The organism is Streptomyces sp. NBC_01498 (assembly GCF_036327775.1).
Taxonomy (GTDB): Bacteria; Actinomycetota; Actinomycetes; order Streptomycetales; family Streptomycetaceae; genus Streptomyces.
Window position 1 is genome coordinate 678292 of record NZ_CP109598.1, and the last position, 13088, is coordinate 691379.

The window sequence follows — 13088 nt, forward strand, 5'->3', positions numbered from 1 at the left end:
GGCACCGATCAACCCCCCTACCGCGTCCGGCGGGCCCCCTGCCCGCTCGCGCGGTCAGCCGTCGGCGGGCCGCAGCAGGTCGAGGTCCGCGCCCCAGCCGTCGAGGACCGAGGCGTGTCCGGAGCGCCGGACGGCGCGCTCCACGGTCGCGAACAGGGCGCGCTGAGCGGCGAGTTCACCGTCGGCGACGATGCGCCGGAGCTGCGGGACCAGGACGTCGGCGGCCCACTCGGGCGGTCCGAGCGGATGGTTCTCCAGCTCCCACAGCAGGTACTTGTTGTACGGCCTGACCCGTTGGTGCAGCGCGAAGACGGTCGTCAGCAGGTACGGGACGCTCTCCGCCGCGTCGAGGTGCGCGAGGGCGGGGCGTCCGTCGCGGTGGCTTTTCACCGACCGGTGGAGGGAGTTGAGGTACGCGTCGAGTTCGGCGCGGACCAGGTGATGCGCTTCGAGTCCGTCGAGAACGGCCTTCTCCCGGACGAGTCGGGTGATCGTGCCGCCGAGCCGGTCGAGGAGCACCTCGCTGTGGGCGAAGGCGTAACGGTCCCAGGCGCAGGGGTCGCCGGGCAGTCCGTGGACGCGGAATCGCGACAGGGTGAGCGGCATGACGTCGAGGGTCGGGGTGCGGCGGGCGTCGCCGATGTCGGGCGGGAGGGCGGGGCAGCCGTCGGCGGTGATCACGTAGAGGTCGTGGTCGGACCGGGCGGTCGCCATGCCGGGCCGGGCCCGGGATCCGCTGAGGACCAGGCCGACCACGTCCGGGGACGATGAGGCGCGGGCGACGAACTCGGTGAAATCGGGCGACGGGTCGATGGACGGGGGCACGGCGATCTCCTCGCGGGGCTCACGGAAACACGCGCGGTCGCCTGCGGCGGGACGGCGCGTACGGGTATGCGTGGAGGCGGGGGCCGTGCGCGCACGGGCGCGGCGCCGCCGGGAGGGATCACTTCACGGCGCCGGACACTATCGGGCGGAGTGCTCGCGGCGGTACTGGTTTTCCGGGGGCGGGGGCCCGGGACGCGTCGCGGTCGTCACAGGCCGGTGTACCTGACCCCGGTCAGCGTCTCCGAGACCTCCCAGAGCCGTGCGGCGTCCGCCGCGCTCCGCGCGGACTTGTAGGGGCTCAACTCCGTGGGGCCGCCGCTGTATTGACCGGGTCCGTCGGGGCCGTACATCCGGCCGGTCCGCGCGCCGGGGACGGTGGCCGCGTACAGCGGGGGGAGCAGGCCCACGTCGACGGAGTGGGCGAAGGGGCTCCAGCGGGCGAACAGCCGGACCATCCGGTCGTACGGCGCGGGCCGGGAGCGGCCCAGGTTGGGCCCGGCGAGATAGAGGTTGGTCAGTGTGGTGCCCGGGTGGGCGGCGTAACTGGTGAGGTGCCGGCCGCCCGCGGCGCTGCGGCGCTCCAGTTCCAGCGCGAAGTGGAGATTGGCCAGTTTGGAGAGGCTGTAGGCGCGCACGGGGTGGTAGTGCCGCTCGCTCTGGAGGTCGTCCCAGTCGATACGGCCGCCCCGGGCGGCCACGCTCGTCAGGGTGACGACACGGGCCCGGCCCGCGCGCAGCAGCGGCAGGAGGCGTCCGGTGAGCGCCTGATGGCCGAGATGGTTCGTGCCGAATTGCAGTTCGAAACCGTCGGCGGTGGTGTGACGGGTGGCCGGGGCCATCACCCCGGCGTTGTTGATCAGGATGTGGACCGGCCGGCCCTCCGCGTCGAGTGTGTCCGCGAGGCGTTCGACCGAGGCCAGCGACGCCAGGTCGAGTACGCGGGTGGACACCTCGGCCCCCGGCACGTTCCGCCGGACACGTTCGACGGCGGCAGCGCCCTTGGCCGGATTCCTTACCGGCAGCAGGACTTCGGCCCCGGCGCGCGCCAGCCGCTCGGCGAGTCCGAGCCCGACCCCGTCGCTCCCGCCGGTCACCACGGCGAGCTTCCCGCTCAGATCCGGAACCGCTACGTCCTTCACAAGCCACTCCCCGGTCGGCCGCCGTCTCTGCCGTCTCCAGGGTCCCACCGCGGGCCGCCCGTATCCATGTGCCGCCCGGCCATGGTCGGGCGGCACCGGGACGCGGGGGCGTCGGTGGTCAGGGTTTGCGGGCCACCGCGCCGTACATGGCGATGTCGCTGCCGCGGACCCCCCGCTGTGCGGCTTCCGGGCGCCAGGTGTGGACCTGGGTGAGGCCGGGCCCGACCAGGTCCAGGCCGTCGAAGAAGGAGAGCGCGGTGGCGTGGTCGCGCAGCACCATCGGCATGTTCTGCCGGTGGTACTCCTCGGCCACGCGCCCGACCTCCTCCGGCGCGAAGTCGGCCGTGCCGATCGTCATGGCCAGAAAGCTGCCCGAGGGGAGCGGCTCCAGGAGATGGCGTACCAGGTCGCGGTCGTCCGGCGGCTGGATGAAGTGCATGATGCCGATGATCATCAGGCCCACCGGCTCGTCCAGGTCGAGCAGTTCCTGGAAGGAGGCGCTGCCCGTGATGGCGTCCGGCTCCCGCATGTCGGCGTCGATGTAGGCCGTGGCGCCTTCGGGGCTGCTGTTCAGCAGGGCGCGGGCGTGGGCGAGGACGATGGGGTCGTTGTCGACGTACACCACGTGGGAGGCGGGCGTGATCTCCTGGACGACCTCGTGCAGATTGGGCGAGGTGGGCAGGCCGGTGCCGATGTCGAGGAACTGCCGGATGCCCGCCTCCCGGGCGAGGTACCGGCCGGCGCGGTGCATGAAGCGGCGGTTCTCCCGCATGTGGACGGGCAGCGCCGGCCAGTGACGGCACATCTCGTCGCCGGCCTCGGCGTCGACCGGGTAGTGGTCCTTGCCGCCGAGAATGTAGTCGTACACCCGCGCCGAGTGCGCCGTCGTGGTGTCAATACGCTCCACCGGGTTCCGCATCTCCGCTCCACACGTTCGACCTTCGCCGCCGCCGGGTACGACGGCAACGCCGTTGCCGCTCGGGCCTGTTCGAGGGGAGCGTACGTCACCCGGGGCCACCGGTCGGCGATCATGGCCGGAGTTCGCCACCCCAGGTCACGTACGGTGCGGGAAGTTTGACGGAAGGTCAGATCCGCCGGAGCGGACGGCGCGTCACCGGCTCTCCTCGACCATGCACGCGGCGAAGGTGGTGCCGTCGGCCGGGTCGATGAGCAGGAAGGAGCCGGTGCGGCGGGAGTCGGCGTACGCGTCGACCGCCACCGGTTCCGCCGTGCGGACCCTGACGTGTCCGATGTCGTTGGCCACCAACTGCCCCGGGTCCGGATGCCGCGAGAGGTCGTGGAGGTTGAGCCGTGAGGGGATCGCCTCGACGATCGCCTTGACCGTGCGGGTGGTGTGCTTGAGGAGGACGCGCTGGCCGACGGTGAGCGGCCGGTCGGCGACATGGCAGACGGTCGCGTCGATGCTCCGGGTGAGGGCGGGAGCACCGTCGCCGGACACGATCAGGTCGCCGCGCGCGATGTCGATGTCGTCCCGCAGCAGGACGGTCACCGACCGGGGGGACCGGGCGGCGTCGACCGGGCGGCCCAGTTCGTGGATGGCCGTCACGGTGGACGTGCGGCCGCCGGGCAGCACGGTCACCCGCTCGCCGACGCGCAGCGTGCCCCGGACGATCTGCCCGGCGTAGCCCCGGTAGTCGGGGTGCTCGGCGGTCTGCGGGCGGATCACGTACTGCACCGGGACACGGGCGGGCTCCCGGTGCGGGTCGTGCTCGGCGCGGACCGACGTGAGGTGTTCGAGGATGGTGGGGCCGCTGTACCAGTCCATGTGGGAGGACGGCTCGACCACGTTGTCGCCGAGCAGCGCGGAGACGGGGATCGCGGTGATCTCCGGGGCGCCGAGTCGAGCGGCGTACGCGGTGAACTCCTCGACGATCGCGGCGAAGACGGACTCCTGGTAACCGACGAGGTCCATCTTGTTGACGGCCAGCACCACGTGAGGGACCCGCAGGAGCGCGGCGACGGCGGCGTGTCTGCGGGTCTGTTCGACCACGCCGTTGCGGGCGTCGACCAGGACGATGGCGAGGTCGGCGGTGGAGGCGCCGGTGACCATGTTGCGGGTGTACTGCACATGGCCGGGGGTGTCGGCCAGGATGAAGCGGCGCCGGGGGGTGGCGAAGTAGCGGTAGGCGACGTCGATGGTGATGCCCTGCTCGCGTTCGGCGCGCAGCCCGTCGGTGAGCAGGGCGAGGTCCGGGGCGTCCCCGGCGGAGGCCCGGGTGACGGCCTCCAGCTGGTCGGTGAGGATGGACTTGGAGTCGTGCAGCAGCCGCCCGACGAGGGTGGACTTGCCGTCGTCCACGGAACCGGCGGTCGCGAAACGCAGCGTGTCGATGGTCGTCATGGTTAGAAGTACCCCTCGCGTTTGCGGTCCTCCATGGCGGCCTCGGACATCTTGTCGTCCGCGCGGGTGGCGCCGCGTTCGGTGAGGCGGGAGGCGGTGATCTCGGCGATGACGGCGTCCAGCGTGGTGGCGTCGGAGTCGACGGCCCCGGTGCAGGACATGTCCCCCACGGTCCGGTAGCGCACCAGACGGGTCTCGGTGGGCTCGCCGTCCTTGGGACCGCCCCACTCGCCCGCCGTCAGCCACATGCCGTGCCGGCTGAAGACCTCACGCTCGTGCGCGAAGTAGATCTCCGGCAGCTCGATCCGTTCCCGGGCGATGTACTGCCAGATGTCCAGCTCGGTCCAGTTGGAGAGCGGGAAGACCCGCACATGCTCGCCCGGCGCGTGACGCCCGTTGTAGAGCTGCCACAGCTCGGGCCGCTGACGGCGCGGGTCCCACTGCGAGAACTCGTCGCGCAGCGAGAAGATCCGCTCCTTCGCCCGCGCCTTCTCCTCGTCCCGCCGGCCCCCGCCGAACACCGCGTCGAAACGTTCCGCCTGGATCTTCTCCGTCAGCGGCAGCGTCTGGAGCGGATTACGCGTCCCGTCCGGACGCTCACGCAACGTCCCCGCGTCGATGTACTCCTGCACCGACGCCACATGCAGCCGCAGCCCGTGCGCCGCCACCGTACGGTCCCGGTACGCCAGCACCTCCGGGAAGTTGTGCCCGGTGTCCACATGCAGCAGCGTGAACGGCACCGCCGCCGGAGCGAACGCCTTCAGCGCCAGACGCAGCATCACGATGGAATCCTTGCCACCGGAGAACAGAATCACCGGCCGCTCGAACTCACCCGCCACCTCACGCACGATATGCACCGACTCCGACTCCAACGCGTCCAGGTGCGACAGCGTGTGCAGCCCGTCGGTCTCCTCGGAGACCTTGGCGACCGTCGTCATGCCAGCCCCCTCTCGGTCAGCAGCGCGACCAGGGACGCCGCGCAGTCCCGCACGGACCGCGTGTGCGACTCGATCCGCAGGTCGGGCTCCTCGGGCGCCTCGTAGGGGTCGTCCACACCCGTGAGACCACTGATCTCACCGGCCGCCTGCCTCGCGTACAGGCCCTTCACGTCCCGCACCGAACACACCTCGACCGGGGCGGCCACATGCACCTCGACATACGGTGTCCCGCTGTCGCGGTGCCGCCGGCGCACCGCCTCACGGCTGTCCGCGTACGGCGCGATCACCGGCACCAGGGTCAACACCCCGTTGCGGGCGAGTACTTCGGCGACCATGCCGATGCGCCGTACGTTGATGTCGCGTTCCTCGCGGGAGAAGCCCAGGCCCGCCGACAGGAAACGGCGGATCTCGTCGCCGTCCAGCACTTCCACCCGGCGGCCCCGGCCGCGCAGCGTCTCGGCCAGTTCGTCCGCGAGGGTGGTCTTTCCGGAGCTGGGCAGGCCGGTCAGCCACACCGTCGCCCCCGGACGACAGGTGCAGGGGATGGACGGCGTGTCGCTCCGGTCGGTCTCCGCGGTGCGGCTAGGCATGGGCGGCGTCCTTCTCGCTCGTGGGTGGTGCGCCGCGGCGGCCGACGGCGCTCTCGGGCGATCCCTCACGGGGGAGCTGGAGGGTCAGTACGACAAGTACGAGGGTGGTCGCGGCGATCACGACGTAGTACCAGGTGAAATCCCCGGTCCATGCCTTGAGGAATCCGGCCGTGTAGTTGCCGACGATTCCGCCGAGTCCCTGTGTGACATTGGTGATACCGAAGATGACGGTCGCGGCGGCACCGGAGGCGGACTTCGAGACATAGGCCGGAACGAGTCCGTAGATGGGGTAGAAGGCGAGTGCGAAGAGCACCCCGGAGACCATGGGCAGATATCCGACCGGTGCGAGCACGAGCAGGGTCGCGGAGACGAAGAACATGCCGTAGCACAGGACCAGTGAGCTGCGTACGCCGATTCTGTCGGAGAGCCAGCCGACTCCGAATCCGGCGAACATGCCGATGACGCCGATGACGCCCCAGACCTGTGCCGCGAATCCGATGTCGAAACCGAGTCCCTCACGCAGATAGGGCGAGAGGTAGTTCTGGAACGGCATGCAGGCGAAACCGTTGAGGAACTTCATCACCCAGATGATGACGACCCACCGGACGAGCACCATGCGCCATCCCGCCCGCGCGCTGTCGTCGCGCTCCGGCTGCTCCGGGGACTCCTTCCCGGTGGCGCCCTCGGCCCGGAACAGGCCCAGGCGGTGGAAGGCGAAGGCCGCGACGGCGGTGGAGGTCAGGGTGCCGAGCCCGACGCAGTACCAGAGGCCGCGCCAGTTGCCCCCGCCGACGAACGACGGGACCAGGAGGCTGTTGACGAAGACTCCGTAGCTGGTACCGCTGGAGATCAGGCCCAGTACCTTGCCGCGGTGCTCGTAGTCGACGACCCTGCCGACGATCTCGACCAGCGGCACGTAGACCGACGCCGCCGTGCCGCCCATGATCGTGAGCAGCACGCCGATGACGACGATGCTGTCCGTCAGGGGGATGAGCACCAGACACACACCGCACAGCGCGGCCGAGCCGATGGTCACCTGACCGCCGCCCACACGGGTCGACAGCCAGGTGCCGAGCAGGGCGAACAGCAGGAACCCGAGCTGCCCGGACGCCGTGACGGTGCCGACCACGGTGTAGCCGAATCCGAGATCCTTGCGCATGTCCGTGACGATCTGCGCGAAGAGATAGAAGCCGAATCCGTAGGTGGCCGCCACAAAGCTGGTCAGGAGCGCCGTGATGACGAATCCCGCGATCCGCCGTGAGCGTTTCGCCTGTGCCAGGTCTTCCATACTCATCGAGTTCTTCTGGTTCTTCGGGTTCATAGGGTCTGTCGGGTTCGTCGGTGTCATCGGGGTTTCCTGGCGAGATGGATGACGAAATCGACGTCGTTCGTGTCGTAGTCCCGGCGGAAGTCCCCGAATTTCTCGACCGAATCGAACCCGGATTCCATGAGCAGGGCCGACAGTTCGGCGGCCAGGATCGGATAGACCTCCAGGTGGTGTCTGGCACCGTTCGGGAAGTCGTAGCGGAAACGGCACAGTTGGTCGTCGATGTGCGCGACCGACACCGAGGCGCCCGTACCGCAGTAGTAGTAATTTCCGCTGCTCCGGTACCGGTGGCGGCGGATGGCGTCGAAGTTCCGGTGGTCGACCACGAGCACACCGCCCGGGTTCAGCGCCTCGTAGAACTCGGCGAGGACCGCGCGGCGGTCGGACTCCTGGAAGAGGTGGGGGAAGGAGCTGCCGAGGCAGACGATCGCGTCGTACCGGCCGGGCACGTGGTCGCGCAGCTGCCGCCAGTCCGTGCGGACGGTCGGGAACGACTGGCCGTGGCGCGCGGCGTTCACGCGGGTGCGCTCGATCATCTCCGCGCTGCCGTCGACGGCGGTGACGTCGAATCCGTGCCGGGCCAGCGTGACGGCGTGGTACCCGGTGCCGGCGGCGGCGTCCAGGACCCGACGGGCCCCGGCCCCCTCCAGGACCTCCACGAAGAAGCCCTGTTCACCCTCCCCGCGGCGGTCCCAGTCGATGAGCTCGTCCCAGCGGTCCACGAGCGGGCGGACGTACTGGCCCGCGAAGTCGTCCGCGGACTGGCCTGCGAAGTCGTCCGCGGACGACGTGATGTCGGTGGTCATACGTGTCTCTCCGAGGGTCTGCCGGACAGGGCCGGGCGGGACTCAGCCGTCCGCGTGGCGGTTCAGCGGTGCGAGGCCGCGAAGGAGGCGTATTTACGGGCCAGTTCATCGGCCTGGCCGGCGCAGTCGGCCAGCTTCATGACGGGGCAGTCGTAGCCGAGCATCCGTTTCATGACGGCCATCTCCGGCTCGGCGAAGTACACGGTCCCGTCGTCGTCGATCCGGTCGATGCCGTCCGCCCGCTGACAGTCCTCGTTGAGCGTCACGGCCTCCTTGAGGGTGAGCCCCTCCGGCAGGTCGACCGACCCGCCGTCCCGGTGGACGCGGACGGGATAGCCGCCGGGAAGCCCGCCGGGCGCCGGTGCGTGGGCCAGGACGCCGCTGTCCGTGGCCATGCCGCGCAGTACCCGTACGGCGGAGGACGCGGTGAGCAGCTGGCCGTCGATGCCGCCCAGTCGCTTGAGCCGGTTGTCGAGCTGGGCGAACAGCGCCGGGTGGTCGACGTCCGCCGGGGTGTCACCGCCCTTGAGCCGCACGTCCAGGCGGTACGCGCCCTTCCCCGCGTCTCCGAACCGGGGCACGTAGTGGCTGAAGTAGTGCTGGGCGACCAGCCGCAGTTCCACGTCGGCGGGATACTCGCCCAGGAGGTGCGCGGCGCCACGGGTCAGGGCGGGCACGATGTTGGCGACATTGCCCACGCCGATTTCCGGTGCGAGACCGACCTTGGCGAGCACCGGGCCCACCGCGTCGGGGAAGGCGGCGTTGACCACCCGGGTGGGCACACCGGACGCCCGTACGGCCCGCATCAGCAGGTGGTTGAGCGTCAGGTGCATGGGCAGCCAGGGGCCGAACTGCGCCTCGTCCAGCTCCTCGAACGTCTTGGGGGGCAGTGCGGTGATCACCCGCCACGACTGGAGGGACGCGCCCATGAAGACGATGTCCGGGCGTACCCGGGCCAGGGTCTCGGCGGTGGCGTCGATGTCGTTCAGATCCATGTGCACGGTGTCGACGCTGCCGTGGTGCCCCAGGTTCGTCGCGGCGAACAGGGCGAGGTTGCCCCGTCTGCGGATGGTCTCCGTGTCCCTCCCGGCGAGGACGACCCGGTTGGTCGCGGGGTCGCCGAGCAGCATGGTGAGGACCCGGGCCGACAGGTCCCCCATGCCGACGAGCATGATGAGGGGGTTGTCCGTGGCCCTGCGCGTGGTGGCCGGCGCGGGGCCGGGGCTTCCTGGGGGTCGCTTCATGGGTCTTCGCCTTTCTGGTGATCGGCTTTCCGGCGATCGGGTTCCTGGGATCGGCGTCCTGGGATCAGCGCGGGTAGCAGCCGTTGTCCGCGCGCAGCAGGGCGCCGGTCAGCGTCCGTGACCGGTCGCTGAGCAGGTAGGCGCACACGTCGGCGACGTACTCGGGGAGGATGTCGCCGTCGAGCAGTTCCTGGCGCTTGTACTCGGCGTACCGGTAGTCCGGGATACGGTCCGCGATCGCCGTGCGGACGATCAGCCCGGGAGACACCACGTTGACCCTGATGTACGGGGCGAAGTTCATGGCGTTGGACTTGGTGAGTCCGATGACGCCGGCCTTGACCGTTCCGTACAGGGCGTCGGAGCTGCCCACTTCCCCGGCGACGGAGGCCAGGTTCACGATGGCGCCGCGCCGCTCGGCGGGCAGGAGGTGGTCGGCGAAGCGGCGTGAGAGCCACACCGGGCCCTTGATGTTGGTGCCGATGACCCGGTCGATGGTCTCGTCGTCGTACTCCCACACCGGCTGTCCGAGGTAGAGCCCGGCATTGTTGACCAGTCCGTCCACCTCCGGGTGGGCGGCGATGACCGCGTCCATGAAGGTGTCGCAGTCCTCGTGCGAGGAGACGTCGGTGAGATGGGTGTCCAGCGGCCTGCCCCGGTGCTCCTCGGCGAGGGACTTGAGCCCGCTCTCGTCGATGTCGCAGGTGATGACCGTCTTGCCCTGGTCGAGGAGCAGGCCGACCAGGGCACGCCCCACTCCGCCCGCTCCGCCGGTGACGATCACGGTGCCGACGCTCATGTCGTCGCCTCCTTCACCGGCCGGAGCCGGAACTGGTCGAGGTGTTCGTAGAAGGGCCGGCAGTACCGCACGAACTCCCGCAGATGGGGCTTGTCGGCGTAGCCGAACCGGTAGTTGCGCCGCGGCGCGCGGATTCCGCTGCTCGCCGAGACATCGGTGTGCCAGCCGCTCCAGGTGGTCCACTCGGGGCGTTCCCCGGCGGACCAGTTGAGGGCCTCGGGCAGGAACGGGACGCCGATCGCCTCGCAGTAGGCGGCGATGGTCTCGTGCGGCCGGGCCGCCAGGTCGGAGGCGTTGAGGACGAGGGGCGCGGTGCCCGTCAGCTCCGTCACGTGGTCGAACAGCCGGACGAGTTCCTCGTAGCCGAGTACGTCGCGGGTGACGTCCGGGTGCACGGTGGCGTGGGAGAGGACGGCCTCCTCCGGTTCCCGGATCAGGAAGGTGTTGATCTGCCCCCGCAGATAGGCGGGGTCGCCCAGCAGATGGTCCAGGCAGTGGTAGGGGAAGTCCTTGTGGAACACCGGGCTTTCCCGCCGTGCCTCCTCCATCATGTCCTTGATGTCGGGGTAGGTGAGCGGGTGTCCCGGCTGGGGGTTCTTGTGCGGGATCGCGGCGCGTTCCTCGTGCATGAAGTAGACGTAGGCGAATTCCTCGTGGAAGACCTTGAAGTCGCCACGCTCGATGAAGGACCGTTCGAGCGCCGTCGACATCGACCGTGGGTGGCTCCAGAGTGCGATCGACGGATTCATCGGGTGGGCTCGCTTCCTTGTGGTCGGGACACCGTCAGCGGGCAATTCCGGACAGCAGTGGCCGCGCCGAGTTGGACATCGTCTGGAACTGATGGGCGATGAAGTCGAGCAACTTGCGTGTGTTGCCGAGGACTTCCGCGTACGTGGAGATGAAGGAGCCGTAGTGGGCGAACTCCTCGACGCCCATGCCCCCCGGTTCGTAGGCACGGTGGAAGGAGGGCAGCCACATCAGCTTCTCCAGGACCGGTTCCGGTATGTCCTGCTCGATGGCGTCGGCGGAGAAGTCGGGCAGCCGGTGGTCCTGACGCATCACGTCGGCCACGAACCGGGGCTTGCAGGTGTACGCGATCGCGCCGCCCGCGCTCTGCTCCAGGTGTGTGCTCAGCGTTCCCGGGCCGGCCGGGGGCTCGTCGATCTCCAGGCTGGAGAGCAGCGGTTTCACCGGGAGCCGGTGTTCCCGGACCCGGCGGTGGATGCGTTTGAGGACGGCCACCTCGGCCCAGCGGATCTCGCTCGGGGTGAGTTCCATGCCCCGGGTCGCGGCCTCGCAGCGCAGATCGCTGTTGGACCCGAATCGCCCGATCATGAAGGTGAAGACGGCACGTGAGCGATCGGTCGCGACGCCCTGCCTGCGGGCGTCCCGGAGCCCGGACTCGACGGCCTCGGCGCAGGCGAGGAGCTGCGGAACGGTGTACGAGAGCGTGTTGTTGATCGACAGTCCACGGGCCACGAGTTGGCGGATCACACGGTATCCGGCCGCGGACCCGGGGACTTTCAGCATCAGGTTGGGCGACAACTGCGCGATTCTGAGGGCCTGTTCGAGCATGAGATCGGCGTCGAACATGAGCCGCGGGTCGAGTTGGCCGGAGACCCAGCCGAACTGGCCCCCGCTCGCCTGCCACATGGGCAGCATGCGTGCCGCCGCGCGCCGTAACGCCTCCTCGTACACGAGACGGAAGGTGCTCTCCACATCGGGGACGCTCTGGTCGCGAATGGCTTCCCGGATCTCGCCCCGCCAGGTCTCGGGCGAGGCGAGGATGCTCTGCGCCACCAGCGAGGGGTTGGTCGTGATCCCCCGGACCAGCGAGGCGCCCGGGTCGTCGGGACGGAGAAAGCGGTCGAGTTGCCGGCTCCAGCGTTCACGCGACGCGCTGTCCGGGGCGTCGTTGAGGAAACGGTCCCGCCATCGGGGGAAATCGAGCGGCGAGGAGTCCCACCAGATTTCGGCGGCAGGGCTGACCCGCTGTAATTCTTCGAGAACGATCGGCATGGGGGGAGACCTTCCAATCCGATCCCCGGAAGAGGGGGATAGACGGCACACATACGGAAGCAGGTCGTTCTAGCGGGCCGATATCGAACCGCTTACGGGCCCCCGGGCGGGCCGGCTCCCGAGCAGCCCGGGAAGCGCGGTCATCGACTCGAAGGTGACCGCCCCGGCCCCGGCGAGGGCGGGGGCGGTGCCGTTCTCGGGAGGCGCGTAGCCGAACACGGTCATGCCGGCCGCGACGGCGGCCTGTACGCCGACGAGGCTGTCCTCGACCACGGCGCACCGGCCGGGCGGCACGCCCATGTCCCGGGCGGCGTGCAGGAACAGCCCCGGGTCGGGCTTCCAGGAGCCGACCTCGTACGCGCTGTAGATACGGCGCTCGAAGAGGGACAGCAGCCCGGTCAGCGCGAGGGTGTGCTCGATCTTGTCGCGCGGCGCGCTGGAGGCCGTGCAGAACGGCACGGTGAGGCCGTCGAGCACCTGCCGTACGTGCGGCACGGGCCGCAGCCCGGTGCCGAAGAGTACGGCCGCCCGGCGGCGGAACTCCCCGACGAAGTCCGGCCGCAGGGACTTTCCGAGCTCACTCTCCAGCTCGGCGACCCATACGGCGACCTTGCGGCCCCGGATGAACGCCAGCGCGTCGGCCGGGGTGAAGTCCCGTCCCTCGTCCGCCGCCATCTCGCGCAGGACCTCGGAGCTGAGGGTCTCGCTGTCCACCAGAACACCGTCGCAGTCGAAAATGACGAGACTCGTCTTCACGCCCCAGGCCCTTCGTCGGGATGTCCACGAATCCCAGAACAGCACGGCGGCCTCACGATCCGCTCCCGCGTGGATATCGCCCGGCACAGTGCGCCAGAACCGTTCAAAACGGGCGGGGTTGGCAGAGTCCTCGGTCATCCGGACGACAACTGGAAGCCGCCTCGGCATCCCGGCTACGTTCGGTCGACGGCCATCGCCGGTCACGTCGCCGCTCGATCACCGCTGTATCCCAGCCGGATGTTGTCCGCGGACTGCCGACCCAGGCGTCCGGACGAGAGGAATTCCC

At 69.8% G+C, this 13088-nt stretch carries 13 protein-coding genes; all 13 read right to left on the reverse strand.

Annotated features, from left to right (window positions below):
- Positions 1-54: 54 nt before the first annotated feature.
- A complete protein-coding gene (locus tag OG875_RS02520) occupies positions 55-825 on the reverse strand; it encodes a hypothetical protein (protein ID WP_330172558.1) in 771 nt (256 codons plus the stop codon).
- A 206-nt stretch (positions 826-1031) separates the two neighbouring features.
- The gene (locus OG875_RS02525) at positions 1032-1964 is read right to left on the reverse strand and encodes an SDR family oxidoreductase (protein WP_330172559.1); all 933 of its coding nucleotides are present in this window, start codon (positions 1962-1964) and stop codon (positions 1032-1034) included.
- Positions 1965-2082: 118 nt separating this feature from the next.
- The gene (locus OG875_RS02530) at positions 2083-2883 is read right to left on the reverse strand and encodes an SAM-dependent methyltransferase (RefSeq protein WP_330172560.1); all 801 of its coding nucleotides are present in this window, start codon (positions 2881-2883) and stop codon (positions 2083-2085) included.
- 192 nt (positions 2884-3075) lie between these two features.
- Complete coding sequence (locus OG875_RS02535; protein ID WP_330172561.1) at positions 3076-4326, reverse strand: sulfate adenylyltransferase subunit 1; 1251 nt, start codon at positions 4324-4326, stop codon at positions 3076-3078.
- Positions 4327-4328: 2 nt separating this feature from the next.
- Entirely contained in the window at positions 4329-5264 is a 936-nt protein-coding gene (gene cysD, locus OG875_RS02540) for a sulfate adenylyltransferase subunit CysD (RefSeq protein ID WP_330172562.1), read from the reverse strand.
- Positions 5261-5854: an adenylyl-sulfate kinase gene (gene cysC, locus OG875_RS02545; protein WP_330172563.1), complete on the reverse strand. Its 594-nt coding sequence runs from the start codon at positions 5852-5854 to the stop codon at positions 5261-5263. The genes cysD and cysC overlap by 4 nt, the downstream gene beginning before the upstream one ends.
- The gene (locus OG875_RS02550) at positions 5847-7148 is read right to left on the reverse strand and encodes an MFS transporter (RefSeq protein WP_330172564.1); all 1302 of its coding nucleotides are present in this window, start codon (positions 7146-7148) and stop codon (positions 5847-5849) included. The genes cysC and OG875_RS02550 overlap by 8 nt, the downstream gene beginning before the upstream one ends.
- Positions 7149-7198: 50 nt before the next feature.
- The gene (locus OG875_RS02555; protein ID WP_330172565.1) at positions 7199-7987 is read right to left on the reverse strand and encodes a class I SAM-dependent methyltransferase; all 789 of its coding nucleotides are present in this window, start codon (positions 7985-7987) and stop codon (positions 7199-7201) included.
- A 62-nt stretch (positions 7988-8049) separates the two neighbouring features.
- Positions 8050-9231, reverse strand: a complete 1182-nt coding sequence (locus tag OG875_RS02560; RefSeq protein WP_330172566.1) for a hypothetical protein — start codon at positions 9229-9231, stop codon at positions 8050-8052.
- 64 nt (positions 9232-9295) lie between these two features.
- Positions 9296-10027, reverse strand: a complete 732-nt coding sequence (locus OG875_RS02565; RefSeq protein ID WP_330172567.1) for an SDR family NAD(P)-dependent oxidoreductase — start codon at positions 10025-10027, stop codon at positions 9296-9298.
- On the reverse strand, positions 10024-10776 hold the full coding sequence (locus OG875_RS02570) for a hypothetical protein (protein ID WP_330172568.1): 753 nt from the start codon (positions 10774-10776) through the stop codon (positions 10024-10026). Before OG875_RS02570 ends, OG875_RS02565 begins: the two co-directional genes overlap by 4 nt.
- A 34-nt stretch (positions 10777-10810) precedes the next feature.
- Positions 10811-12046, reverse strand: a complete 1236-nt coding sequence (locus OG875_RS02575; protein WP_330172569.1) for a transaldolase family protein — start codon at positions 12044-12046, stop codon at positions 10811-10813.
- Positions 12047-12115: 69 nt separating this feature from the next.
- Positions 12116-12802 (reverse strand): HAD family hydrolase, encoded by a 687-nt coding sequence (locus OG875_RS02580; RefSeq protein WP_330172570.1) that lies wholly within the window; start codon positions 12800-12802, stop codon positions 12116-12118.
- Positions 12803-13088: the final 286 nt, after the last annotated feature.

Excerpts from the sequence above, each read along its gene's own strand:
- OG875_RS02530 (WP_330172560.1), bottom strand. The coding sequence starts at position 2,883 with ATGCGGAACCCGGTGGAGCGTATTGACACCACGACGGCGCACTCGGCG.
- OG875_RS02535 (WP_330172561.1), bottom strand. The coding sequence starts at position 4,326 with ATGACGACCATCGACACGCTGCGTTTCGCGACCGCCGGTTCCGTGGAC.
- cysD (WP_330172562.1), bottom strand. The coding sequence starts at position 5,264 with ATGACGACGGTCGCCAAGGTCTCCGAGGAGACCGACGGGCTGCACACG.
- cysC (WP_330172563.1), bottom strand. The coding sequence starts at position 5,854 with ATGCCTAGCCGCACCGCGGAGACCGACCGGAGCGACACGCCGTCCATC.
- OG875_RS02550 (WP_330172564.1), bottom strand. The coding sequence starts at position 7,148 with ATGAGTATGGAAGACCTGGCACAGGCGAAACGCTCACGGCGGATCGCG.
- OG875_RS02555 (WP_330172565.1), bottom strand. The coding sequence starts at position 7,987 with ATGACCACCGACATCACGTCGTCCGCGGACGACTTCGCAGGCCAGTCC.
- OG875_RS02560 (WP_330172566.1), bottom strand. The coding sequence starts at position 9,231 with ATGAAGCGACCCCCAGGAAGCCCCGGCCCCGCGCCGGCCACCACGCGC.
- OG875_RS02565 (WP_330172567.1), bottom strand. The coding sequence starts at position 10,027 with ATGAGCGTCGGCACCGTGATCGTCACCGGCGGAGCGGGCGGAGTGGGG.
- OG875_RS02570 (WP_330172568.1), bottom strand. The coding sequence starts at position 10,776 with ATGAATCCGTCGATCGCACTCTGGAGCCACCCACGGTCGATGTCGACG.
- OG875_RS02575 (WP_330172569.1), bottom strand. The coding sequence starts at position 12,046 with ATGCCGATCGTTCTCGAAGAATTACAGCGGGTCAGCCCTGCCGCCGAA.